This window comes from Alteraurantiacibacter lauratis (genome assembly GCF_037154155.1).
Classification (GTDB): Bacteria; Pseudomonadota; Alphaproteobacteria; order Sphingomonadales; family Sphingomonadaceae; genus Alteraurantiacibacter; species Alteraurantiacibacter lauratis.
In genome coordinates this window covers 52,059-74,174 of sequence record NZ_JBANRN010000005.1, presented here as the reverse complement: position 1 = coordinate 74,174, position 22,116 = coordinate 52,059, and the positions used below count along the sequence as shown (strand labels likewise).

The following is a 22,116-nucleotide window of genomic DNA, read 5'->3' as shown; positions in this document are numbered from 1 at the left end:
GCCCAGTGAACCTCGCCTCGCTGCTGACCGCCACGGCCGGACATTCCGCCGGTTTCTCTGCACCGCAGGTCGTAAATGCGGGTGCCGACGGGGGTGAAACTCTATCCTCACGTGCCTTTGCCGAATTGCTCGGCCCGCTGTTGCAGGGCGCGGCCACACCCGATGCGCGCAGTTTGGGCGGCAAGGAGGCGGCAGAGGGCGGCAAGGACTTGCCGGTTGCCGCTGGCATTGCCGCGCCCGATGCGGGAGCGCTGGCTGTTCTTCCCGAATTGCCTGAACCCCTTCTGCCCGCGCCTGAAGTCCTTGCCGCGGCGATCGCCTTGCCCGATGCTGCGCCGAACGCGGATGTGCCGGTTGCGGCAGAGCGTGGCGGGCCAAACCTGCCGGTTCCGCCGCAGGTGGTATCGCGCAAGCCAGCCATAGCGCAGGAAATGCCGGGCGCGTCGGCCTTGCCGGTCCCTCCCGCTGCGCTGGCAGCAAGCGGGGCACCGGCGATGAGCGCCGCACCGCTGGCTCTGCCCTTTGCCCGCACCGCTATTCACCTCAACCTGCGTGGTGAGCCGGGCAGTGCCAGCGCCGCCCAATTGCCTGCCGCAAACGCGCCTGCCGCGTCGATGCCTGCCGCGTCCGTTACCCCTGCGGAAGTCGCAGAAAAGCTTGCGCCCGAATATATGCCCGCGCGGGGATCCGCCGTGCAGGCCATTGCGGCCCGGCTGGCAGAACGCGCCGCGCCATCTGCCGCCATCCCCGTGGACAGCGGGATGCAAGAGGTCTTATCGCCGTTGACCGCTTCCATGGCGATGCCGGTGCGCAGCACTGCGCGCGGTGCGCCCGTGGACGCGGTGGCGAGTGACAAGCCTGCGGCCGCGCCAACCAATGCGCCGCTGCTTACTGCCCCTGCATCGGCGCCAGCACCTGCACCGTCCATTGCCGTGGCCGATGCCCCGCGTGGGGCAACCGCCGAAAGCGCCAACACGCCGCAAGCTGCCGCTACCCCCACCACACCGGGGCACGATTTCGAAGCCGTGATCGACAGGTTGGCACAGGCGCGCGAACTGGCCCAGCCGGGTCGCGCTTCGCTCCAGATCGCGCACCGCGAATTCGGCCAGGTGGCGGTGCAATTCGACATGGTCGGCCAGTCGCTGAAAGTCGCGCTGTCGAGCAGCGATGCCGGTTTCGCTCCGGCCGTGCAGGCCGCATTGGCCGACCGCCCGGTGATCGCGGTGCAGGATGGCGCTGCGGCCCGCAATGATGCGCGCGGTGACGGGCGCAATGATGCACGCGCGGATCAGGGCGGGGGCCAGAATCCCGGCTCTGGCCTCTCGGCCCAATCCGATCAGCAGCGCGGCGAGCAGCAGGCCCGCGCACCGCGCAATCTTGCCGCTGGCGAACAGATCCTGCGCCAGAACGACCCGAACCAATCCGGCGAAGCAAGCCCACGCGCCCCGCGCGATGGCAGCCGCTTTGCATAAACCCCTGATTTTCCGGAGCTGCTGAGATGAGCAAAAAGAAGGAAGACGGTGAAGCCAAGCCCAAATCGGGCAAGATGAAGCTGATCCTGGGCGCAGTCCTGCTGTTGGGTCTGGGTGCGGGCGGCGCCTATGGCGCGGTGGCGATGGGCTATATCGGCTCGCAGGGTGCAGGCGCACACGAACCCGATGTGCCGCGCTATGTCGCCAAGGGCGATCCCGATCCCTTTGCCGATGCCGAAGGGGATGAAGGCCCCCCGATGGTTTACGGTGAAGGCGGCAGCGAATACCGCGCCGCCTATTACACCTTCGAGGACGGCTTTACCTCCAACCTCAAGGATTCGGCCGGGCTGGTGCAGGTCAGCCTTGCCGCCTCCACCCGCCGCGACGGGCGCGTCATCCGCTGGCTGCAACTGCACGAACTCGCCATCCGCTCCGCCATTCTGGTCGAACTGGCCGATACGCCCGAAGACGATGTCTATTCGGTCGAAGGCAAGCAGCGCCTGCAACGCCGCCTGACCGCCGCGATCAACCGTGTGCTGGAGGAAAACGAAGGCTTTGGCGGCGTCGAGGCCGTGCATTTCCGCAGCTTCCTCGTGCAATGATTTCCGAAGGCTTCCTGAAGGCCGAAAGGCCGCTGGCGCAGCACAGCAGCAGCCTGGCCGCGCGCGTGCCGCAGCCCGACGAGCTGGCGGGCGCGCTGGCCGCCGCCGCGCCGCGCCTGCGGCTGGCACTTGCCGAAAGCCTGCGCCCGCTGTTGGGCGGTGAGAAGGCGCAGATCGAATGTTCCAAGGTCGAGAAAGTCGCCGCGCCGCGCCTGCACAAGATGATCGATGCAGTGGCGGTCAACCTGCTGCTCGAAGATGTTGGCGGCGCGCAGATGCTGGCCAGCATGGATTATGCCGCGGCGCTCATTCTGACCGATCAGGTCTTTGGCGGGCGCGGCGATGCGCCCGGCGTGCTGCCCGATCGCCTGCCCGCCGCGACCGACCTCACCATGGCGCGCCTTGCCGCCGCGCTGGGCGAAGCGCTGGCGGGTGCGCTGGAACGGCCGCAGCCCTTGCGTCTTGCCGCGCGCAGCGAAGTGCTGGGCAAGCTGGTGCGCGCGCGCGATGACGACATGTTTCTGGCGCTGCGCTGCGATGTGGCGCTGCCGGGGCGCAATCCGTGGAGCGTGCAACTGGTGATGCGCCTGTCGCAGGCGGCGCTGCTGCTGGTCGAAGGCGCGCGTGCCCCGCGCAGTTCCGAAGCCGTTGCCGAAAGCCCGGCGACGGCTCTGGAAGCTCCCTTTGCCGATCTGCCGCTGGAACTGGTGGCCGTGCTGGCGCAGATGCAGGTGCCGGTGGCGCGCATTTCCGCCCTGAAACCCGGCGACACCATTCCGCTGGCGATCCCCGCCAACATTCCCCTCTATCTCGACCGCGTGGCGATTGCCCACGGGCAGGCGGGCAGCGCCGATGGTGTGCTGGCGCTGCGCCTCACGCGGCTGGCCCATTCCCAAAGCGAAGGACATACCAATGACCGCTGACGATCTGCGCGCGCTCGACCTCATCCGCGATGTGGATGTGACCCTGACGGTGGAACTGGGCCGCACACGCCTGCCGCTCAAGGATGTGCTTGCGCTGGGCGAAGACAGCGTGGTGCCGCTGGGCCGCCAAGTGGACGAGATGTTCGACGTGCTGGTGAACGGCAAGCTGATCGCGCGCGGCGAAGTAGTGACCGAAGGCAACCGCTTTGCCCTGCGCATCGTGGAGATGGCGGGCGATGCCCGCAGCACGCCAGAGGGCCGCCGTTGATGCTGTGGTATATCCTCAAGCTGCTGCTGCTGCTGCCGCTGCTGGCGGGCCTTGTGTGGGGCAGCTTGTGGCTGACGCGCAAGATGCAGGCACGCATGGTTGCGCCCGGCGGCGAGAAAGCCGCGCGGCTGGTGGAAACCACGTTCCTTGCCCCCGGCATAAGGCTGGCGGTGATCGAGTTTCGCGGGCGCGAGATCCTGGTGGGCGCAACCAAGCAGGGGCTGGTGCGGCTGGCCGAGAACGATCCCTATGCCGCGCGCCGTCAGGTGATGCCTGCCGATACCCGCGAATGGGAGATGAGCTGATGCTGCGCCTTCTGACCGCAGTGTTGGCGATGGCGGCGCTGATCGTGCTGCCCGATATGGCGATGGCCGCGCCAGCGGTGCCAGCCATGCCGGCGGCGGGCCTCGGCGGCGCGTTGGAGCGCGCCATGGACGGCGCAAACGGCGGCGCGCCCTTGTCCTTCTCGCTGCAATTGCTCCTTATCATGGGGCTGCTCACCATCCTGCCGGGGCTGGTGCTGATGATGACCAGTTTCCTGCGCATCATCATTGTGCTGTCGATCCTGCGCCAGGCGCTGGGCCTGCAGCAATCGCCGCCCAACCAGGTGCTGATCGGCCTTGCTCTGTTCCTGTCGCTGTTCATCATGGCCCCCACGCTGGAACAGGTGAACACCGCCGCCATTGCTCCCTACGCCGCAGGCACGATCGAGGCGGATGCGGCGATTGCGGCCGCGGGCGATGCCTTCCATTCCTTCATGATCCGCCAGACGCGCGAAACTGATCTGGCGATGTTTGCCGAGATGGCGGGGTACGGCACCTTTGCCAGCCCGGACGAGGTGCCCTTTTCGATCCTGCTGCCCAGTTTCGTGACAAGCGAGCTCAAAACCGCGTTCCAGATCGGCTTCATGATCTTCCTGCCCTTTCTGGTGATCGACCTTGTGGTGGCAAGCGTGCTGATGAGCCTGGGCATGATGATGCTGTCCCCCACGATCATCTCGCTGCCGTTCAAGCTGCTGCTGTTCGTGCTGATCGATGGCTGGGCGCTCTTGATGGGCAGCCTCGCCATGAGTTTCGGGTAGGGGAGGGCTGAGCGATGGATGACGGCGCTTCGCTGTTTGCCCTGTTCGACCGGATGCTGTGGACGACCGCGCTGGTCGCCGCGCCCATCCTGCTTGCCGCACTGGCCATTGGCCTGCTGGTGGGCGTGATTCAGGCGGCAACATCGGTCAACGAACAGACGCTGACCTTTGTGCCCAAGCTGGCCGTGGTGGCGGCAGTTCTGGTGTTCTTCGGTGCGGCCATGTTCGGCCTGATCGGCGATTTCGCGCGCGAGATATTCGCCCAGATCGCGGGGCTTTCGGCCCAGTGACACTGCCCGATTTCGGCATTGGCGCAATCGAGGATCAGCTGTGGGTGCTGATCTTTCTGATGGTGCGCATTGGCGCCGCGCTGATGGCGGCTCCGCTGTTCGGTGCGCGCAGCGTGCCGGTGGAAGTGCGTATCGTTATTGCGGGCGCGGTTGGCGTGTTCGTGATGAACTGGCTGCCGGTGCAGGTGCCGGCGGATATGCTGGCGATCGAGACGATCCTCGCCCTGCTGACCGAGGCGGTAATCGGCTTCACGCTGGGCTTTGTGCTGCAACTCTCCTTTGCCGTGCCGCTGATCGCGGCGGAACAGATTTCGGGCACGATGGGCATGGCGATGGCGACCGCGGTTGATCCCAACAGCGGCGGGCAATCGGGCGCGCTGGGGCAGGTGTTTGCGATCATGCTGACATTGGTGTTCCTGGCGCTGGGCGGGCATCTGCTGTGGCTGCGGCTGGTGGTGGAAAGCTATAATCTGTTCCCGCCGGGCGCAGATTGGAATGTGGGTGAACGCGGCTGGCTGGTGGCGAGCTTTGCCAGCCAAGCGCTGGCGACCGCGGTGGCGATTGCCCTGCCGGTCACGCTGGTGCTGCTGCTGGTGCAGATCGTGACCGGCGTGATCAGCCGTTCGGCCCCGTCGCTCAACCTGTTTGCGCTGGGCTTGCCTGCAGGCGTGCTGGCGGGGTTGGCCGCGCTGATTGCCGCGGTGCCGCTCTTGACCGATCATTTCGTGACGCTGGCCGAAGCCGCCATCGAGCAGGCCGGACTGGCGGTGCAGCCGTGAGGTATCGGGCGTGAGCGAGCAACCTGCTGGCGAAAAGAGTTTCGCCCCCACCGAAAAGCGTCTGCGGGATGCGGCGAAAAAGGGCAATGTCCTGCGCAGCCGCGAAGTGGCGACTGCCGTATCGATGCTGGCAGGTGCGCTGTGGCTCAAAGTGGCAGGGCCATGGCTGCTCACCGCAGTGGAAGGGCGCGCCACCACCGCGCTGACATTCGACCGGGGCGCGCTGGAGGATTTCAGGCCCGAACGGCTGGTCGCCGACACTGTCTGGGCGCTGTTGCCGCCGATCCTGTCGCTCGGCGTGCTGGTGATCGTGGTCGTCTTCACCGCGCAGCTTGCCTATGGCGAGGGGAAGTTCGTCGCCGGCAACGCCTTGCCCAAGGCCAGCCGCATCAACCCGCTGGCAGGGCTGGGCCGAATGTTCGGGCCACAGGGGCTGATCGAACTGGGCAAGAGCCTGGCCAAGCTGTCGCTGCTGGGCGGCGTCGCCTGGTATTGGGGCAGCGCCAATCTGGCCGCGCTGATGGCGCTGGGGCGCGGCGAACTGACCGGGCAGCTTTCCGCTGCCTGGGACGCGACCGCCAATCTTCTGCTGCTTCTCTCCGCCGGGCTTGCAGTCATCGCAGCCATCGACTGGCCGATCCAGCATCTGCTGCGCATCTCCAAGCTGAAAATGACTGCCCAAGAAATGCGCGACGAATACAAGGAAATGGAAGGCAGCCCGGAAAAGAAGGCCGCCATTCGCCAGCGCCAGCGCGACATTGCCAAGGGCGGGGTGGCCGGCGCGGTGCGCGAGGCGCAATTCGTGCTGACCAACCCCACACATTTCTCGGTCGCGATGGCGTATGACCCGGCGGTGGCGGCTGCGCCCTATGTGCTGGCCAAGGGGCGCGGGGAAAAGGCGCTGGCGATGCGCGAATTGGCGGCGGAATACGGTGTGCCGCTGCTTGAATACCCTACGCTTGCCCGCGCGGTCTATTTCACCACGCGCGAAAACCAGATGATCCGCGCCGAACTGTATTCCGCCATCGCCAGCGTGCTGGCCTTCGTCATGTCGCTCAAACGCGGTGAAGCGCCGGTGCGTCCCTCCATTACCGTGCCGCTGGAATTGCGTTTCGACGCCGAAGGGCGGCCGCAGGCGCGGGGTTAAAGCCGTGCCACGCCAACCGTTCTTGCCGTTATGACCAGCACCAGCAGCACATCCAGCATCATTACCACGCTTGGTGGTGGCAGCGGGGTCGACATGATCAAGCTGGCGACGGACCTCGCCGAAGCGCGCTTCCTGTCGCAAAAGGGCCAGTTGCAAAGTCGAAGCCAGGCACTGGAGGCGCGGATTTCCGCCGCTTCGACCTTGCGCCGCCAGATTACCAATCTTGCCAGCGCCTTGGGCGACCGGATCCGCACCGGCGATCTGTCGCCCAGCCCAACGCTGTCCAATCCGGCGGTGGCGCAGATTTCGCTCCTGCCCGGTTCACCGGGGCGGGGCAGCTATTCGCTCGAAGTCACCGCGCTTGCCTCGGCCCAGACGCTGGCCAGCAACGGCTATGCCGCGAACACTGCGCCGGTGGGTGAGGGGCAGTTGACGATCCGTTTCGGCACGGCAGGCGCATCCAGCTTTGCCGAGGATACAGCCCGTGCGCCTGTTACCATCGATGTGACCGACACCGATACGCTGGCCGATGTGGCGCGCAAGATCACCCAGTCGGGCAGCGGCCTCACCGCCTATGTCGCGCAAGGCGCGGGCGGCACGCGGCTGGTGGTGAAGGGGCAGGACGGGGCGGCGAATGGCTTTGTGATCGAGGCAGCAGGTGCCAGCGCCAGCGATGGCGTGACCCCCCCAGTCGCGGGCCAGATCGATTACCTCGCCTGGTCGCCTGCCAGCGACAGCGGACAGCGCAAGGCAGCGGCGCAGGACGCCGCTTTCCTGTTCGATGGCGTGGCGATGACCAGCGCCAGCAACAAGGTAAGCAATCTGCCCGGCGGCCTCGTGCTGCAACTCACCGGTACCAATGCGGGGGCGCCCGCGCAGATCGGCTTTGCCGACAAGACGCAGGCGATCACCGCGATGATGGGCGATTTCGTCGCGGCGCTGAACGACATCACCGCCTCGCTCAACGAACTGGCCAATCCGCGCAGCGGCGAACTGGGCAATGATGCAGGCGCCCGTGCGCTGAAACGCGCGCTGGCCGGGCTGACGACGCAGGTGGTCATGCCCAATGCGGCTGACGGCGATCCGCGCACGCTGGCCGATCTTGGCCTTGCCACCACGCGCGAGGGCAATTTCCGGCTCGATGCCGTGCGCCTGCGCGAAACGCTGGCGAACAGCCCGGCGGGTGCCTCAGCCATGTTCACCACCGGCCTGTTTGGCGTGTTCGCCACGGTGGACAGCATGGCGCGCAGTGTCACCTTGCGCACCAATCCCGGATCGCTGGGCGGATCGGTCGAACGTTACACACGGCAACAGGAACAGATTACCGAGCGGCTGGGCAAGATTGCCGAGCAGCAGGAAAAGCTGCGCGAGCAATTGGTGAAAACCTTCACCAGCAGCGACCGCAATGTGGCCGCCTCGCAATCGACGCTCGCCTTCCTGAAGAACCAGATCGCCGCGTGGAACGCGCCGCGCAATTAAGGGGCAAATCGCCATGTTGAAAACCGCCAACCCCGCCGAAGCCTATCGCCGCGTCGATTTCGACGCGCGCGTCGCCGGGTCCAGCGGGCTGGATCTGGTGCGGCTGTGCCTGGCCGATGTCGATGCGGCGCTGGGGCAGGCGATCTGGGCGCATGACAACGGGCGCGAGGATATTCGCCGCAATGGGTTGGCGCGTGCGCAAAGCGGGCTGGGTGCGCTGCGCCTGGGGGTGGATCGCACCAATCCGGTGGGGCCAGCTTTGCTGACGCTGTATGAAGCGATGTCCGCCACCGTCACCGCCTGCCGGTTCCGTTTCGATGCCGCCGCGATATCGCGCGTGCGCGCCGATCTGCGCGAAATTGGCGCGGCGATGAACGGCTGATCTACGCGACCCGCTCCACCGTTCCGCCTGCCACCTGCCACACCGCCGCCTCGTCCAGAATATCGGCAAAGGGCGCGGTTTCGGTGCCGGTCAGCCAGACCTGGCTGCCGCCTGCGCGCAGCCTCTCGAACAAGGCAGCACGGCGCAGCGGATCGAGATGCGCGGCAACCTCGTCAAGCAGCAGCACGCCCGGCCTGCCGCCTGCGGCAAGGCCTGCGTGGGCGAGCGTGATGGCGATCAGCATCGCCTTCTGCTCGCCAGTGGAACATTGCGCCGCCGGCATGGATTTGGCGGCCATCTGAACGTTCAGCTCGTCCCGGTGCGGCCCGGTCAACGTGCGCCCCGCAGCCCGGTCGCGCCCGCGCCCGCGCCGCCATTCTGCGCGCAGGGCGTCGGCACTGGTGCCGCCTCCTGCCACATAGGTCAGGTCTGGCCGGGCAAAAGGTTCGTCGGGCAGGTCTGCCAGCGCGGCAGACAGCGCCGCGATCACGCCCTCGCGCCCGGCAGCCAGTGCCGCGCCGCCTTCGGCCATCTGCGCCTCGATGGAATCGAGCCAGACCGGATCGGGTTCTGCCGCATCGGCCAGCAGGCGATTGCGTTCGCGCAGGGCCGCCTCATACTGGCTGGCATGGCGGGCATGGGTCGGGTCCAGCGCCACGGCCAGCCTGTCAAGATAGCGCCGCCGTGCCGATGCCGTGTCGGCAAACAGGCGGTCCATTGCCGGGGTCAGCCAGCCGATCGCCAGCCATTCGCCCAGTGCCAGCGCGCTGGCGCCTGCGCCGTTGATCTGCACTACGCGGCGGGCCGGCGCGTCAGGCTGCGTTCCGGTGCCGAGTTGCACCGTGGCGTCATCGCCGGTGCGCAGTGTGGCACTGATGGCGAAAGTGCCGCCGCCACTCTGCCCCGCCATCTCGGCCAGCGGCGCGCGGCGCAGGCCACGCCCAGGTGCCAGCAGAGACAGCGCTTCGAGCACATTGGTTTTGCCCGCGCCATTTTCCCCCACCAGAAGGTTGAAATGCGCTGCCCCGTCCAGCCGCGTGGCGGCATGGTTGCGAAAGGTGGAAAGGGTGATCCGGTCGAGCGCCATTGTCCGCGTCGTGGACTAGGCCAGCGGCCGCGGCAATTCTACGAAAAATCACATTCCCAAACCTTGGTGAAAAAAACCAATAATCAGCTTGAGGGGACGGCTAAGCTTTCGCTCGGCTGAACAGAATTGGCAGAATTCCGCCATTTTCGCGAATTGGCACGGCCCCTGCAGTTACCCTTGCATCGGACGCACACCGCGTCCGGCAAGCAGGAAGGGAAAATACAATGTCGAACGAAAAGAGCATCTTCCACCGCGCCGCCGCCGCCCTTGGCGCCGTTTCCATGTCGCTGGCGATCCTGGTGAGCTATTTCGCTACGCCGGAAATGCAGGCGGTTTCAGGAGTGCTGGCATGACCGCGATGAACAACCAGCCGGGCAATCAGGATGTCCGCCTTGCATCGCGCAAACTTGCGCTCGATCGCCAGAATGCAAAGCTCGGCGGGGTGTGCGCTGGCATCGCCAACTGGCTGGGCACCGATCCGCTGCTGGTGCGGCTTGGCTTTGTCATCGGCACCGTTGCGGGGCTAGGCAGTCTGATCCTGGTCTATCTGGTGATCTGGTTCGTGGGCGCACTGGCAGAGTAATCCTCTGTCATGCATCCCCACGATCTGAACGGGCGAAGGGGGAGAAATCGGTGTCGGTATCGAAGACATCGACCCCCTCGCGCGCCTTCAGGAAGCCGACCACCTTGTAGGTGACCGGCGTCAGCAGCACTTCCCACGCGGTTTTCAGCCCCCATTGCGTCAGCGCGACCGTAATCACCAGATCGGTCGTCCACCCCGCCGCACCAAGGAAGGCGATGGGGTAGAACAGCGCGCTGTCCACCCCCTGGCCCACCACGGTTGACCCAATCGTGCGCGTCCACAGATAGCGGCCCTGCGTCCATACCTTCATCCGCGCCAGCACATAGGAATTGACGAATTCGCCCGCCCAGAAGGCGATGATCGATGCCATCACGATGCGCGGCACCTGGCCGAACACCTGCTCGTAAGCGTCCTGCCCGCCCCAATTGTCTGCCGGCGGCAGCGCGACCACCACGGTCGCCATGAAGGCCATGAAGATCAGCGCGGCGAACCCCACCCAGATGCAGCGCCGCGCATGGGCGTATCCGTAAACCTCGGTCAGAATGTCCCCGATGACATAGGAGACGGGGAAGAACAGGATGCCTGCGCCAAAGGCCCACAAGCCCAGCACTGGCACATCCACCACCGCCACCTTGCCCGCGCCGATCACGTTCGACAGCAGCAGGATCGCCACAAAGGCGGCCATCACGATATCGAAATAGCGGAACTGGCGCCGCGTTACGCCCTGCCCGGTGATCGATTGCGGATTTTGCCCCATCGCTGCTGACTAACGCGATTTGCGCGCGCCGCAAACCCCGCTAAAGGGCGGGGCAGCGCGCGCCCGTAGTTCAACTGGATAGAGCACGAGCCTTCTAAGCTTGGAGTTGCAGGTTCGAATCCTGCCGGGCGCGCCAATATCACTCTCCCGCGCTTCGCCGCACCTGTCGGCATTCTTGACAGCGGCCTCGCACCTTAACCTTTCGCCAACCATCGTCTTCCGCGCCAATCTGCCAATTCCGCAAACTGGCACGGTATGTGCAGAGTATCTGGCATAGTCTGGTCTTCGACTGAGGCGGGGCCGCACACTGGTCCAACCCCTGGAACCGATAGTCTCCCGGTCCCGCCTCCCCGAAGCCCGCTTTCCCCCCGCAGATCAGCGTTTGCCCGCCCACGGTTCGCCCGTGTGATCCACCGCAAGGTGGCCCGCATAGGGCCGGCAGAGCGCCAGAGCCTCCTGCGGCGATCCGTCCAGCCATGCGCGCCAATCGGCGCGGCGCAGGATCACCGGCATCCGGTCATGCAGGAAGGAGACGGCTGGGCTTGCCTTTGTCATTACCATGGTGAAACAATCGCCCCATTCCGCGCTTGGCCGCCACAGGCCCCCAATTGCCATCAAGGGGGCATCGGGCAGGCTGAACCAGATGCGCGTCTTGCCCCCTTTGGGCCCTTCAGCCTCGGCAAAGGCGGACACGGGGACAAGGCAGCGCCGATCCCGGAAACTGGCTGCCCAGAAGGGGCTGCCCAGCTTGTCACTGCGGGCATTGTTGACAGGTTTGGGCTTCAGCTTCTGGCCCTTGGCCCCCGTCAGGCTGAGCGGAAAGCCCCACGCCATGGGTCGTACCGTGCCTTGCGCCAGCACCAGCCCCGGATAGCCGGGATAAACCTGTTCGGGCACATTGCCGGGGATCACGCGCAGTTCGGCGGCGATATCCGCAAAGAAGCCCGCCACTTCCGCAGCGGGCTTTGTCATCCGGTACAGATTGCACATTTGCTTGTCCCGCCTCAAGTGCCGGCGCAGGCCATCCGGCTTGCTTGGCTATCCTCGCTTTCGGCCAGCCAACTGGCCTTCGCTGCGGGCGCGCGTTCGCGCTTGCGGGCCTGGCGGCCCGTTGGGCAGAAGCCGGATCAGCCCGCTTTTGCCACCTGCTTTTCGTCGAACAGGGCCTGCAATTCCCCGGCCTCGTACATTTCCATCATGATGTCGCTGCCACCGATGAATTCGCCCTTCACATAGAGCTGCGGGATGGTCGGCCAATCGGAAAAGGCCTTGATGCCCTGGCGGATTTCCATGTCCTGCAATACGTCCACGCTTTCAAACGCGACATTGCAGTGGTCGAGAATGGCGACCGCCTTGTTGGAAAAACCGCATTGCGGAAACAGCGGCGTGCCTTTCATGAACAGGACAACATCGTTGCCGGTCACGATATCGGTAATGCGTTGCTTGACGTCGGACATGGATCCCACCGAAGGTTTGAGTGCTTGCTGCATGTCACTTGGGAACGGCGGTAGACAGTTGCAAGGCATGCAGCACGCCGCCCATGCGCCCGCCCAGCGCGTCATAGACCATCTTGTGCTGCGCCACGCGCGTCTTGCCGGCAAAGGCGGCGCTGGTGACATGGGCGCGCCAATGGTCGCCATCATCGACCAGCGCGGTCATCTCCACCACTGCATCGGGCAAGGCGGCCTTGATCATCGCCTCGATATCGGCGGCGGCCATCGGCATGGGATCAGGACTCGCTCATCAGCTGGCGGCGCGCTTCCACTGCCTTTTCATCGAGCATCGCGCGCACGGTGGCTTCATCCACCTCTTGCCCAGCGGCAATCAGATCGCCCAGCACCTTGCGGATCACGTCCTCGTCGCCCGCTTCCTCGAAATCGGCCTGCACCACCGCTTTGCGATAAGCGTCGGTTTCCTCTGCGGTCAGACCCATCAGGCCTGCGGCCCATTCACCCAGCAGGCGGTTGCGGCGCGCGGCGACGCGGAAGGCAGTGTCTTCGTCCAGCGCGAATTTGGCTTCTTCGGCGCGCTCGCGGTCGTTGAAATTGGTCATCGGAGTTCCTCGTGTGCGGGATGTGGCGAAACTACTGCGTGGCCGGTCAGGCGGCAAGCCCGGTTCCGTTGGCAACCCATGGCTGACTTAAGGCAAGGCGAGCTTCGTAAGCAGCGATGGCGGCCTCGCTCTTCAGCGTCAGGCCCACCTCGTCCAGCCCCTCCATCAGGCAATGCTTGCGGAAAGGGTCGATTTCGAACGTCCAGCGATCCTGAAACGGCGTTGTCACGCTCTGGCTTTCCAGGTCGATGCTGATGGGATCGGTTTCGGCCACTTCCATCAGCCGGTCGATTGCTTCCTGCGGCAGAGCCACGGTCAGGATTCCGTTCTTGAAAGCGTTGCCGGCGAAAATATCAGAGAAACTGGGCGCGATCACCGCCTTTACACCCATGTCGAGCAGCGCCCATGCGGCGTGTTCGCGGCTGGAGCCGCAGCCGAAATTGTCGCCCGCCACGATGATCGGCGCACCCGCATGGCGCGGATCGTCGAACACATTGGCCGGGTCCTTGCGCAGCGCCTCGAACGCGCCCTTGCCAAGCCCGTCGCGCGTCACCGTTTTCAGGTAATGCGCGGGGATGATGATGTCGGTATCGACATTCTTCATGCCGAACGGGTAGGCGCGGCCTTCGACCTTGCTGACCGGTTCCATCAATCGGTCTCCGGATTTTCGCCAGAGGGGATGGGGCCAGGCCCGGCATTGTCCGGCTTCTTGCGGCGCTTGCTGGCGTAAAGCAGCGCAGCGGCCACGGCGGCAGAACCGATGGCGGCACCGGCGGCAATCAGCTTTTTCTTGGTTTCGTCTGTCATGATGGCAATGTGGTCTCTTGCAAGGACGGGGACAAGCGGCCGATCAGCCTATTTCACCAGCTCGCGCACATCGGTCAGCTTGCCGGTAACAGCGGCAGCAGCGGCCATTGCGGGAGATACCAGATGCGTGCGTGCGCCCGGCCCCTGTCGGCCCACGAAATTGCGGTTGGAAGTTGATGCGCAGCGTTCGCCCGCAGGCACCTTGTCCGGGTTCATGCCAAGACAGGCCGAACAACCCGGTTCGCGCCATTCCAGGCCCGCATCGATAAACACCTTGTCCAGCCCCTCGGCTTCGGCCTGCATCTTCACCAGACCTGATCCGGGCACCACGATACCCCATTTGATATTGGGATGCTTCTTGCGGCCGCGCAACACTGCGGCGGCGGCGCGCAGGTCTTCGATCCGGCTGTTGGTGCACGAACCGATGAAGATGTTTTGCACCTCGATCTCGTCCATGCGCTGTCCGGGGGTGAGCCCCATATATTCGAGGCTGGCGCGCGCCGCGCGCTGCTTGGACGGATCGGCAAAGCTTTCCGGATCGGGCACCACGCCGCCGATCGCCACCGTGTCCTCCGGGCTGGTGCCCCAGGTGACGGTGGGTTCGACATCGGCGGCGTTGATGACCACGCTCTTGTCAAAGGTTGCGCCTTCATCGGTGTGCAGGGTGCGCCAATAGGCAACCGCCGCCTCCCAATCCGCGCCTTGCGGGGCGAAGGGGCGGCCTTTCAGATAGGCAAAGGTCGTCTCGTCGGGCGCGATCAGGCCGGCGCGCGCGCCGCCCTCAATGCTCATATTGCAGACCGTCAGGCGGCCTTCGATGCTCATCTGTTCGAACACGCGGCCGCGATATTCGATCACATGGCCGGTGCCCCCGGCGGTGCCGATGGTGCCGATGATGTGCAAGATCAGATCCTTGGAGGTCACGCCCGGCTTGAGGTCGCCTTCGACGCGCACTTCCATCGTCTTGCTCTGCCGCAATTGCAGCGTCTGCGTGGCGAGCACATGCTCCACTTCCGATGTGCCGATGCCAAAGGCGAGCGCGCCCACGCCGCCATGGCAGGCGGTGTGGCTGTCGCCGCAGACAATCGTGGTGCCGGGAAGCGAGAAACCCTGTTCCGGGCCGACCACGTGGACGATGCCCTGCTGCGCGGCCGTGGCGCTGAAATAGCGGATGCCGAATGCGGGCGCGTTGCGCTCAAGCGCTTCCAGTTGCTGGCGGCTTTCGCTGTCGGCAATCGGCACGCGATTTCCCTGCGCATCGACGCGCGGAGTGGTCGGCAAATTGTGATCGGGCACCGCCAGCGTCAGTTCGGGCCGGCGCACCTTGCGCCCGGCAAGGCGCAGCGCCTCGAACGCCTGCGGGCTGGTGACCTCGTGCACGAGGTGGCGGTCGATGAAGATCAGGCTGGTGCCATCGGGACGCTGCTCGATGACGTGGCTGTCCCAGATCTTTTCGTAAAGGGTGCGCGGTTTGGATGCCATGATGCAGGCCCGTTAGCGCCTGTGGGCCATGCCCTGCAAGCGGGGTGGATCAAGGAATTCTTTGCGCAGGCAAAATAAGCGCACTGCGCGCCTTGGAATTGTCATGCGGATGCACTAATTGACACGCATGTCAGCAAACGCCCACGCGATTCCCATCCGCATTGTCCCTGAAGATATCGATTTCATGGGTCATGTGAACAATGCCCGTTACCTCAATTGGGTGCAGGACGTGGTGCTGGCGCACTGGCACCGCTTTGCCCCGGCGGAAACGGCGGCGGCGCACGCCTGGGTGGCGCTGAAACACGAGATTACCTACCGCAAGCCCGCCTTTCTGGGCGATGATGTGATCGCGCGCACCGTGCTGGAAAAGGTGGCGGGCGCGCGGTCGTTCTACAACACCGTGATCGAGCGTGGGGGCGAGGTTCTGGCCGAAGTGCAATCCATGTGGTGCTGCCTTGATTCGGCCACGCTGCGGCCGGCGCGGATCAGCCGCGAGATCGCGGAGAAGTATTTCGGCATAATCGCGGGAGATAGGGCCAAAGGCGAGACTTCCGCCTGACGCGGTTCGGGCCTATAGCAACGCCCATGTCCGATACCGTTCTTGCCATTCTGATCGTGCTTGCCAGCGTGCTGGCGATGGAATGGGTCGCCTGGGCGAGCCATAAATACATCATGCACGGGTGGGGGTGGGGCTGGCACCGCGACCATCACGAGCCGCATGACAAGCGCCTCGAAAAGAACGATCTTTACGGCGTGGTCGGCGCGGTGATGAGCATTTCGATGTTTGCCGTGGGCAGCCCGCTCGTCATGGGTGCTTCAGCCTGGTGGCCGGGCACATGGATCGGGCTTGGCATCCTTGTCTACGGCCTCATCTACACGCTGATCCATGACGGGCTGGTGCATCAACGCTATTTCCGCTGGGTGCCCAAGAGCGGCTATGCCAAGCGGTTGGTGCAGGCGCACAAACTGCACCATGCCACCATCGGCAAGGAAGGCGGGGTCAGCTTCGGCTTCGTCTTTGCGCGCGACCCGGCCAGGCTGAAGGCCGAATTGAAGCGCCAGCGCGAGGCAGGGATTGCCGTGGTGCGCGACAGCGCGGGGGCTTGAAACGCGGACTTATTCCGGCCGCGTCCAGATCCAGCTCCCCGTTACGCTGACTACGCCCAGCGTGACCAGCCACCACGGAAAACCGGCGGTCAGCCCGGTCAGCACCACGCCCATGCCCATCGCGATCAGCGCGGATATCTTGGCCCGGCGCGAAATCGCCCGGCGTTCGCGCCAATCGAGCAAGGGCGGCCCCCAGCGCGGATGGGCGAGCAGCCGCGCCTCCCACGCCGGGTTGCCGCGGGCAAAGCAGAACGCTGCCAGCAGCAGGAAAGGAACGGTCGGCAAGAGGGGCAGAAAGGCACCCAAAGCGCCCAAACCGACAAACAGCAGCCCCGCACTTGACCAGAGCGGGCGCAAGGCGATCAGGCTGCCGCTGCGATGCGCGCGGCGTGCTCTTTCACCAGCGCGATCATGTTGGGCACCCCTTGCGTGCGGTTGCTGGAGAGCTGGTTCTTGAGGTCGAAAGGCGCGAGCGCGCCCGCCACATCCATTGCCGCCACTTCGGCCGCCGGCCTGTCCTGCACCGCCGCGATCACCAGCGCCACAATGCCCTTGGTAATCGCGGCATTGCTGTCGGCCAGAAAGTGCAGCTTGTCCGCATCGCCCGTGGGATAGACCCAGACCTGCGCCGAACAGCCGCGTACCAGCGTGGCGTCGGTCTTGAGCGGCGCGGGCATTTCCTCCAGCTCGCGGCCCAGTTCGATCAGCAGGCGGTAGCGTTCATCGCCGTCGAGGAAATCGTATTCGTCGAATATGTCGGTCAGGCTGCGCATGGCTGCTGCGTTAAACGCCTGCCGCCCGCAAATCCACCCTGTCCAAACAGCGGGGCCTAGAGATCCACGCCGCTGGCAATCGCTTCCAGCTTGCGGATACGTTCTTTCAGATCGGCAATCTCGATCCGCTGCATTCCTTCGCTTGTTCCGCTCTCGGTATTGGCGGGCGAGAGCCGGCGTTCCAGTTCGCGCTCCTTCAGCGCCAGCCAACCCTGCCACCCTTTCAGCACTGCGGCGGCCAGGATCGTCAGGCCCAGCAGAGGAACCAGCAGAGAAGCACTGGCCAACAGCAATTCTTCGCTCATCATTCCCTCACTTCCTATTCGTCGCGCAGCTTCTCGATTTCAGAGGAGAGGCGTTGTGCCTCGCGCTCGTCGGTAACGATGCGTTCCAGCACCTTCACCCGTTCGCGCAGGGCTGTTACCTCGGCCTGCAGCTCCGCGTCGCGGGCGGAGACTGCCTTGTGCAGCTTGCCATCCGCATCCTCGACATGGCCCATGCGCGCCAGATTGCGCTGCTTGACCAGTTCAAATGCCATGCCCGCAATCACCACAAGAAAAACGAAGGTCCAGAAACTCATTGCACCTTTTCCTTAAGGTTCAGCGGAACGCCGTGGGCTTCCTCTTGCTGCGCACGCAAGGCATCGATTTCCCGTGCCAGCGCGGCGCCGGTATCAGTCCCGCCATCGGTGGCGATGCGCTCCAGCACGCGCAGGCGTTGCTCCATCTTGTCCAGCCGGGCAGCCACATCGCTTGCCAGCGCCGGTGCCGAGACGGCCTTCTGCGCCTCGATCTGCTTTTCTTTCAGCGCGATCGCGCGCTTGGTCACTTCCTTCACCGTGCCCATCACGATCGCCGTGATCACGATGATGAAGCAGAAGAGAAAGGCGATGCCAGCGTCCATCAGATGATCCCTTCCCGGTCGTGCACCTTTTCGCGGGAAAGGCCCGCCAGAGGCGCGCTGTCGCGGAGGCTTTCAATTTGCTGCGTCAGGTGGAACCCGCCATCGGTGACAATGCGTTCCACATTGGCGAGCCGGTCTTTCAGGCTGCCGAGTTCGGCGCGCAAGGCGGCGTTTTCCTGGGTGAGCAGGGTCACGCGCTGCTGCGCCTCGCTGGTCATGCCGGGCTTCAGCGACTGGCCCCACATCCCTTCGAGCGGATAGCCGTTCTTGATCTTCATCCGGGTGGAATTCCACGAGGCGAGAATGCCCGCCAGCGATATGATGACCACGCCGCTGACAATCAGTGGGACGTAATCCAGGATTTCGGCCAGATTGGGGTCCATCACGCGCGCTCCTTGCTGGGGGCCTTGTCCAGTGCCAGCGGCACGCCGTGATCGTCTTCCACATGGCGGGTGTCGCGCAGCGCCTCGATCTGGGCCGAGACATTATAGCCGCTGTCGGTAACGATGCGTTCCAGCACCCGCACGCGTTCCTCCAGCGCGGCGACCTGGCTGGCATATTGCGCGGCGCGTTCGGCGGTGTCGGTGGCAGTGCTTTGCAATCGCATTTCGGCGAGCCGTTGCTGGTGCTTGCTCCAGATCGCCATAAGCGGGATCGACAGCGCCAGGATCGGGATCAGCAGGGCCAGACTTCCTTCCATATTCGGTTCCCCCCTCTTGGGAATTGGTGTTAGCGCAGCTTCTCGATCTCGTCGGAAAGGCGCGGATTGCTGTTCACGTAAAAGCTTTCCACCTCGGCCAGGCGGCGGTCGATGGTGCGGAACTGGGCGCGGATTTCGCGCGCGGTGCGTTTCGGGCTTTGCCGCACGCGCTGCCAGTATTTCTGCTCACCCTCGTCGCGGTAGAGATAGGGCGGCTTCTTCTGCAGCAGGAACCAGGCGGCGATATAACCGGGCACGGTGATCGCCGACAGCGGCAGGAACAGCGAGACGATCAGCCCCAACCGCACCCAGAACACGTTGATCCCGGTGTAGTCGGCGATGCCTGCGCAGACCCCGGCAATCTTGCCATTGGCCTTGTCGCGGTAAAGCGTGGTGTGCGGCGTGTTCACCGGCGTTCCCTTCTCTTTTCGGCCAGCATCATTTCCAGCTCGCGCAGCTTCAGATTATCGCTTTCCAGATCGGGGATGACCCGCGCAGGCTTGAAATCGGCGTGATCGCTGGCGACCAGGCGTTCGACTGTATCCATCCGTTCATCCAGCCGCTTGGCGAGTTGATACAGTTCTTCCAGCAGCGCCTCGTCATCGGTGGTGATGCTGGCGGCGGTCTTCCATTTGGTCATGTAGTGGAGGACGATCCACGGCAGTCCGATGAAGACCGCAAGAATTCCGATCAGCGGTTCCATGACTTATTCCCCCCGTTTCCCGTCATTGCCCATCCCCAGGGCGCGCTTCATTTCCTCCAGCTCCTCGTCGACCTTGTCGGTGCCTTCGAGAGCGGCGAATTCGTCCGCCAGCGTGGGCTTGCCCCCCTGCATCCCGATCGCATCGGCGCGGCCTTCGGCATAATCGACGCGGCGTTCGAGCTGGTCGAACCGGGCCAGCGCCTCGTCCACGCGTTCGTTTGTCATCAGGCTGCGCAGCTTGAAGCGGTTTTCCGCGCTTTCGAGGCGCGCGGCGATCTGGCTCTGGCGGCTGCGGGCTTCGCGCAGGCGGCTTTGCAGCTTGTGAATGTCGGCCTCGTAGGCGCGCAGCGCGTCTTCGAGCACCGCAATCTCGGCCTTCAACTGCTCGGCCATGTCGCCCGCGCGCCGCTTTTCCACCAGTGCGGCGCGCGCCAGATCTTCGCGCCCCTTGGACAAGGCAAGCTGCGCCTTGTCCGCCCAATCGTGCTGCAGCTTGTCCAGCTTGGCTGCGTGGCGGTGCATTTCCTTCTGATCGGCAATCGTGCGCGCGGCGGATGCGCGCACTTCCACCAGCGTTTCCTCCATTTCCAGGATGATCATGCGGATCATCTTTGCCGGGTCATCGGAGGAATCGAGCAATTCGTTGAAATTGGCAGCGATAATGTCACGCGTGCGGGAAAAAATGCCCATCAAGGCAGCTCCTGTGGAAGTGGAATAGCCAGCGGATAGCGAATTGCGAGTGGGTGTGGGAAGCCGTGTTGCACCGCTGCGCAGCCGTTCGATCTCGCGTTCAAGCCGCGAGGGAGCGGCCTGCCCCTGCTCGATGGGTGTCAGCGCGGTGCCTGGCTTGTCGTTCACGCCAGTTCTGCCATCTGCACCAGCGCGGCAGGTGCGCTGCCGAGTGGGTTGGCGAAGGACGAGGAAGCGGTGCTCGCCTGCGCCACGGCGAAGAGGTTGAACGCCACCATCGCGGCCACGCTGACCAGCGCGCTGAGGCCCAGTTTGCTGGCGAAGAAGCTGTTGTTCGACATGGTTCAATTCCCCTGAAATTGCGGCGCGTGCCGGTATTGACGGATGATTTGCAACGCCTGTGCCAAATGCAGGAAAGCCCAGAAATCCGCCATTCCTGGCTCAAATTGCGGACAGCAAGTTGGGAATTATTGCCAAGCCTTGGGCAAATTTGCTATTCCTTGGTAATGGAGCGGGGCAATCAATTCATTGGCCAGTCGGGCGCGTTTCTCGACGCGGTGGAGCGCGCCAGCCGCGCCGCGCCGCTGCTCCGCCCGGTGCTGGTGATTGGCGAACGCGGCACGGGCAAGGAACTGATCGCCGAACGCCTCCACCGCCTGTCCGACCGGTGGGAGGAACCGCTGGTCACGCTCAATTGCGCGGCACTGCCCGAAACGCTGATCGAGGCGGAACTGTTCGGCCACGAGGCGGGCGCCTTTACCGGCGCGACCCGCGCGCGCGAAGGCCGGTTCGAGGAAGCGAATGGCGGCACGCTGTTCCTCGATGAACTCGCCACCCTGTCGATGGGCGCGCAGGAGAGGTTGCTGCGGGCGGTCGAATATGGCGAGGTGACGCGCATCGGCTCGTCCCGCCCGATCCGTGTCGATGTGCGCATCGTCGCCGCCACGAACGAGGATCTGCCGCGGCTGGCGCGGGAGGGCCGCTTTCGCCCCGATCTGCTCGACCGGCTGAGTTTCGAAGTCATCACCCTCCCTCCCTTGCGCGTGCGCGAGGGGGATATCGCAGTGCTGGCCGATTATTTCGGGCGGCGCATGGCGGCGGAACTGGGCTGGCAGGAATGGCCCGGCTTTGCCCCGCATATTGCCCGCGCGATGGAGGAATACCCGTGGCCCGGCAATGTGCGCGAATTGCGCAATGTGGTGGAACGCGCGATCTACCGTTGGGAGAATTGGGGCGAGCCTGTGGGGCATATCCAGTTCGACCCGTTCGACAGTCCGTGGAAGCCAGTGGGACTGATGCCCGCTGCCGCTCCCGCTCCCGCCTCTGCCGCATCGCTTGTCCGCGCAGCGCTGCCTGCGCCTTCCGCCACATCCATGGCCCCGCCCGATTTATCGCAGGTCAGTGATCTGCGCGCGGCGGTGGACGCGCATGAAAAGGCCATCGTGGAACAGGCGCTGGGCCGCCATCGCTGGAACCAGCGCCAGACCGCGGCAGCGCTGGGCCTCACCTATGACCAGCTGCGCCATTGCCTGAAGAAGCACGGCATCACCGGCAATCCGCCCGACTGACCGCTACCAAAAATTAGGCATCCTTTCGTAAGATCAGGAGAATAGCATCCTGATGGAGTGGAATGATGAGCATTGGTCGAGGAATTGCCGCCCTTGCCGGAACTGTGGCGGTTGCCGCCGTGGTTGCCTATGCCGTGTCCGCGCCACGCAATGCCGACAACTTCATGGCGCAGGAGCAGGCCTCGCTTGGCGGCAAGTCGATCAACGAAACCATGGCCGAAGCGCAGGCTGATGCGAAGCGGCAGCAATGCGCGCAATATACCCGCGCCGCCGAAGACGCATGGAATCGCGCGATGGAGCAGGGCACGGCCGACCGCGATGCCGCCCGGCTCGACGAACTGGACAGCCAGGTCGCCCGGTTCTGCAACACCTGATTGGCGAAGGTCCGGCGATAAGGCCTGTTGCTTTTCTGGCCGCAAGCCCCTAAGAACCGCTCATCCCGACATTGTAATGGCAATTTCCGGATGCTGGCGCCGCAAG

The 22,116-nt window shown here is 64.7% G+C and carries 37 protein-coding genes and 1 tRNA gene; 18 read left to right on the top strand and 20 right to left on the bottom strand.

Features of this window, described 5'->3' with window-relative positions; all coding sequences use genetic code 11:
* Positions 1-5: 5 nt before the first annotated feature.
* The 11 genes from WFP39_RS06730 to fliS are packed head-to-tail and all read left to right on the top strand — an operon-like array spanning position 6 to position 8,423.
* Complete coding sequence (locus WFP39_RS06730; RefSeq protein ID WP_336918496.1) at positions 6-1,472, top strand: hypothetical protein; 1,467 nt, start codon at positions 6-8, stop codon at positions 1,470-1,472.
* Between the two features lie 26 nt (positions 1,473-1,498).
* Positions 1,499-2,074, top strand: coding sequence for a flagellar basal body-associated FliL family protein (locus tag WFP39_RS06725; RefSeq protein ID WP_336918495.1), 576 nt, complete (start codon positions 1,499-1,501; stop codon positions 2,072-2,074).
* Positions 2,071-2,997, top strand: a complete 927-nt coding sequence (locus tag WFP39_RS06720; protein WP_336918494.1) for a flagellar motor switch protein FliM — start codon at positions 2,071-2,073, stop codon at positions 2,995-2,997. Before WFP39_RS06725 ends, WFP39_RS06720 begins: the two co-directional genes overlap by 4 nt.
* Positions 2,987-3,265, top strand: a complete 279-nt coding sequence (gene fliN, locus WFP39_RS06715; protein WP_336918493.1) for a flagellar motor switch protein FliN — start codon at positions 2,987-2,989, stop codon at positions 3,263-3,265. The genes WFP39_RS06720 and fliN overlap by 11 nt, the downstream gene beginning before the upstream one ends.
* Entirely contained in the window at positions 3,265-3,570 is a 306-nt protein-coding gene (locus WFP39_RS06710) for a flagellar biosynthetic protein FliO (protein WP_336918492.1), read from the top strand. The genes fliN and WFP39_RS06710 overlap by 1 nt, the downstream gene beginning before the upstream one ends.
* The gene (gene fliP, locus WFP39_RS06705; protein WP_336918491.1) at positions 3,570-4,346 is read left to right on the top strand and encodes a flagellar type III secretion system pore protein FliP; all 777 of its coding nucleotides are present in this window, start codon (positions 3,570-3,572) and stop codon (positions 4,344-4,346) included. Before WFP39_RS06710 ends, fliP begins: the two co-directional genes overlap by 1 nt.
* Before the next feature lie 14 nt (positions 4,347-4,360).
* Positions 4,361-4,636 carry a flagellar biosynthetic protein FliQ gene (locus WFP39_RS06700; RefSeq protein ID WP_336918490.1) on the top strand — a complete coding sequence of 92 codons (276 nt, stop codon included), beginning with the start codon at positions 4,361-4,363 and terminating at the stop codon, positions 4,634-4,636.
* Entirely contained in the window at positions 4,633-5,415 is a 783-nt protein-coding gene (gene fliR / locus WFP39_RS06695) for a flagellar biosynthetic protein FliR (RefSeq protein WP_336918489.1), read from the top strand. The genes WFP39_RS06700 and fliR overlap by 4 nt, the downstream gene beginning before the upstream one ends.
* A 10-nt stretch (positions 5,416-5,425) precedes the next feature.
* The gene (locus WFP39_RS06690; RefSeq protein ID WP_336918488.1) at positions 5,426-6,562 is read left to right on the top strand and encodes an EscU/YscU/HrcU family type III secretion system export apparatus switch protein; all 1,137 of its coding nucleotides are present in this window, start codon (positions 5,426-5,428) and stop codon (positions 6,560-6,562) included.
* 30 nt (positions 6,563-6,592) lie between these two features.
* Entirely contained in the window at positions 6,593-8,041 is a 1,449-nt protein-coding gene (fliD, locus tag WFP39_RS06685; protein ID WP_336918486.1) for a flagellar filament capping protein FliD, read from the top strand.
* Between the two features lie 13 nt (positions 8,042-8,054).
* A complete protein-coding gene (fliS, locus tag WFP39_RS06680; protein ID WP_336918483.1) occupies positions 8,055-8,423 on the top strand; it encodes a flagellar export chaperone FliS in 369 nt (122 codons plus the stop codon).
* Position 8,424: 1 nt separating this feature from the next.
* On the opposite strand, the gene recF is transcribed toward fliS, so the two are convergent.
* Positions 8,425-9,510, bottom strand: coding sequence for a DNA replication/repair protein RecF (gene recF, locus WFP39_RS06675; protein WP_336918481.1), 1,086 nt, complete (start codon positions 9,508-9,510; stop codon positions 8,425-8,427).
* 224 nt (positions 9,511-9,734) lie between these two features.
* Here recF and WFP39_RS06670 point away from each other — a divergent pair, with 224 nt between their 5' ends.
* Both WFP39_RS06670 and WFP39_RS06665 read left to right on the top strand, forming a co-directional pair.
* Positions 9,735-9,863, top strand: coding sequence for a hypothetical protein (locus WFP39_RS06670; RefSeq protein WP_336918479.1), 129 nt, complete (start codon positions 9,735-9,737; stop codon positions 9,861-9,863).
* Positions 9,860-10,093: a PspC domain-containing protein gene (locus tag WFP39_RS06665; protein ID WP_336918477.1), complete on the top strand. Its 234-nt coding sequence runs from the start codon at positions 9,860-9,862 to the stop codon at positions 10,091-10,093. Before WFP39_RS06670 ends, WFP39_RS06665 begins: the two co-directional genes overlap by 4 nt.
* Before the next feature lie 7 nt (positions 10,094-10,100).
* On the opposite strand, the gene WFP39_RS06660 is transcribed toward WFP39_RS06665, so the two are convergent.
* Positions 10,101-10,850 (bottom strand): queuosine precursor transporter, encoded by a 750-nt coding sequence (locus WFP39_RS06660; RefSeq protein WP_336918475.1) that lies wholly within the window; start codon positions 10,848-10,850, stop codon positions 10,101-10,103.
* A 59-nt stretch (positions 10,851-10,909) separates the two neighbouring features.
* On the opposite strand from WFP39_RS06660, the gene WFP39_RS06655 reads away from it, so the two are divergent.
* Positions 10,910-10,986 (top strand) — tRNA-Arg (locus tag WFP39_RS06655).
* Between the two features lie 239 nt (positions 10,987-11,225).
* Here WFP39_RS06655 and WFP39_RS06650 read toward each other — a convergent pair.
* The 7 genes from WFP39_RS06650 to leuC form a co-directional block, all read right to left on the bottom strand.
* Complete coding sequence (locus WFP39_RS06650; RefSeq protein WP_336918473.1) at positions 11,226-11,840, bottom strand: SOS response-associated peptidase; 615 nt, start codon at positions 11,838-11,840, stop codon at positions 11,226-11,228.
* Positions 11,841-11,977: 137 nt separating this feature from the next.
* Positions 11,978-12,307 (bottom strand): Grx4 family monothiol glutaredoxin, encoded by a 330-nt coding sequence (gene grxD / locus WFP39_RS06645; RefSeq protein WP_336918472.1) that lies wholly within the window; start codon positions 12,305-12,307, stop codon positions 11,978-11,980.
* Between the two features lie 34 nt (positions 12,308-12,341).
* Positions 12,342-12,575 carry a BolA family transcriptional regulator gene (locus WFP39_RS06640; RefSeq protein WP_336918471.1) on the bottom strand — a complete coding sequence of 78 codons (234 nt, stop codon included), beginning with the start codon at positions 12,573-12,575 and terminating at the stop codon, positions 12,342-12,344.
* Between the two features lie 4 nt (positions 12,576-12,579).
* The gene (locus tag WFP39_RS06635; protein ID WP_336918470.1) at positions 12,580-12,903 is read right to left on the bottom strand and encodes a DUF1476 domain-containing protein; all 324 of its coding nucleotides are present in this window, start codon (positions 12,901-12,903) and stop codon (positions 12,580-12,582) included.
* Positions 12,904-12,949: 46 nt separating this feature from the next.
* Positions 12,950-13,552: a 3-isopropylmalate dehydratase small subunit gene (gene leuD / locus WFP39_RS06630; RefSeq protein ID WP_336918469.1), complete on the bottom strand. Its 603-nt coding sequence runs from the start codon at positions 13,550-13,552 to the stop codon at positions 12,950-12,952.
* On the bottom strand, positions 13,552-13,710 hold the full coding sequence (locus tag WFP39_RS06625) for an isopropylmalate isomerase (protein WP_336918468.1): 159 nt from the start codon (positions 13,708-13,710) through the stop codon (positions 13,552-13,554). Before WFP39_RS06625 ends, leuD begins: the two co-directional genes overlap by 1 nt.
* Positions 13,711-13,758: 48 nt before the next feature.
* Entirely contained in the window at positions 13,759-15,192 is a 1,434-nt protein-coding gene (gene leuC, locus WFP39_RS06620; protein WP_336918466.1) for a 3-isopropylmalate dehydratase large subunit, read from the bottom strand.
* Between the two features lie 127 nt (positions 15,193-15,319).
* On the opposite strand from leuC, the gene WFP39_RS06615 reads away from it, so the two are divergent.
* Entirely contained in the window at positions 15,320-15,751 is a 432-nt protein-coding gene (locus WFP39_RS06615) for an acyl-CoA thioesterase (RefSeq protein ID WP_336918465.1), read from the top strand.
* A 26-nt stretch (positions 15,752-15,777) separates the two neighbouring features.
* A complete protein-coding gene (locus tag WFP39_RS06610; protein ID WP_336918464.1) occupies positions 15,778-16,299 on the top strand; it encodes a sterol desaturase family protein in 522 nt (173 codons plus the stop codon).
* 9 nt (positions 16,300-16,308) lie between these two features.
* Here WFP39_RS06610 and WFP39_RS06605 read toward each other — a convergent pair whose 3' ends face one another.
* The 11 genes from WFP39_RS06605 to WFP39_RS06555 are packed head-to-tail and all read right to left on the bottom strand — an operon-like array spanning position 16,309 to position 20,409.
* Positions 16,309-16,656, bottom strand: a complete 348-nt coding sequence (locus tag WFP39_RS06605; protein WP_336918463.1) for a YbaN family protein — start codon at positions 16,654-16,656, stop codon at positions 16,309-16,311.
* A gap of 5 nt (positions 16,657-16,661) precedes the next feature.
* Positions 16,662-17,072, bottom strand: a complete 411-nt coding sequence (locus WFP39_RS06600; RefSeq protein WP_336918461.1) for a SufE family protein — start codon at positions 17,070-17,072, stop codon at positions 16,662-16,664.
* A 56-nt stretch (positions 17,073-17,128) separates the two neighbouring features.
* The gene (locus WFP39_RS06595) at positions 17,129-17,380 is read right to left on the bottom strand and encodes a hypothetical protein (RefSeq protein ID WP_377923215.1); all 252 of its coding nucleotides are present in this window, start codon (positions 17,378-17,380) and stop codon (positions 17,129-17,131) included.
* Positions 17,381-17,391: 11 nt separating this feature from the next.
* Complete coding sequence (locus WFP39_RS06590) at positions 17,392-17,652, bottom strand: hypothetical protein (RefSeq protein ID WP_336918459.1); 261 nt, start codon at positions 17,650-17,652, stop codon at positions 17,392-17,394.
* Positions 17,649-17,975, bottom strand: coding sequence for a hypothetical protein (locus tag WFP39_RS06585; RefSeq protein ID WP_336918458.1), 327 nt, complete (start codon positions 17,973-17,975; stop codon positions 17,649-17,651). The genes WFP39_RS06590 and WFP39_RS06585 overlap by 4 nt, the downstream gene beginning before the upstream one ends.
* A complete protein-coding gene (locus tag WFP39_RS06580) occupies positions 17,975-18,358 on the bottom strand; it encodes a hypothetical protein (RefSeq protein ID WP_336918457.1) in 384 nt (127 codons plus the stop codon). The genes WFP39_RS06585 and WFP39_RS06580 overlap by 1 nt, the downstream gene beginning before the upstream one ends.
* Positions 18,358-18,675 (bottom strand): hypothetical protein, encoded by a 318-nt coding sequence (locus WFP39_RS06575; RefSeq protein WP_336918456.1) that lies wholly within the window; start codon positions 18,673-18,675, stop codon positions 18,358-18,360. Before WFP39_RS06575 ends, WFP39_RS06580 begins: the two co-directional genes overlap by 1 nt.
* 29 nt (positions 18,676-18,704) lie before the next feature.
* Positions 18,705-19,085 (bottom strand): envelope stress response membrane protein PspC, encoded by a 381-nt coding sequence (pspC, locus tag WFP39_RS06570; RefSeq protein WP_336918454.1) that lies wholly within the window; start codon positions 19,083-19,085, stop codon positions 18,705-18,707.
* Positions 19,082-19,378, bottom strand: a complete 297-nt coding sequence (gene pspB / locus WFP39_RS06565) for an envelope stress response membrane protein PspB (protein WP_336918453.1) — start codon at positions 19,376-19,378, stop codon at positions 19,082-19,084. The genes pspC and pspB overlap by 4 nt, the downstream gene beginning before the upstream one ends.
* A gap of 3 nt (positions 19,379-19,381) precedes the next feature.
* Positions 19,382-20,236 carry a phage shock protein PspA gene (pspA, locus tag WFP39_RS06560; RefSeq protein WP_336918452.1) on the bottom strand — a complete coding sequence of 285 codons (855 nt, stop codon included), beginning with the start codon at positions 20,234-20,236 and terminating at the stop codon, positions 19,382-19,384.
* Entirely contained in the window at positions 20,233-20,409 is a 177-nt protein-coding gene (locus WFP39_RS06555; protein ID WP_336918451.1) for a hypothetical protein, read from the bottom strand. Before WFP39_RS06555 ends, pspA begins: the two co-directional genes overlap by 4 nt.
* Positions 20,410-20,574: 165 nt before the next feature.
* On the opposite strand from WFP39_RS06555, the gene pspF reads away from it, so the two are divergent.
* Positions 20,575-21,636 carry a phage shock protein operon transcriptional activator gene (gene pspF, locus WFP39_RS06550; RefSeq protein WP_336918450.1) on the top strand — a complete coding sequence of 354 codons (1,062 nt, stop codon included), beginning with the start codon at positions 20,575-20,577 and terminating at the stop codon, positions 21,634-21,636.
* Positions 21,637-21,701: 65 nt separating this feature from the next.
* Positions 21,702-22,010, top strand: coding sequence for a hypothetical protein (locus tag WFP39_RS06545; protein ID WP_336918449.1), 309 nt, complete (start codon positions 21,702-21,704; stop codon positions 22,008-22,010).
* Positions 22,011-22,116 lie beyond the last annotated feature (106 nt).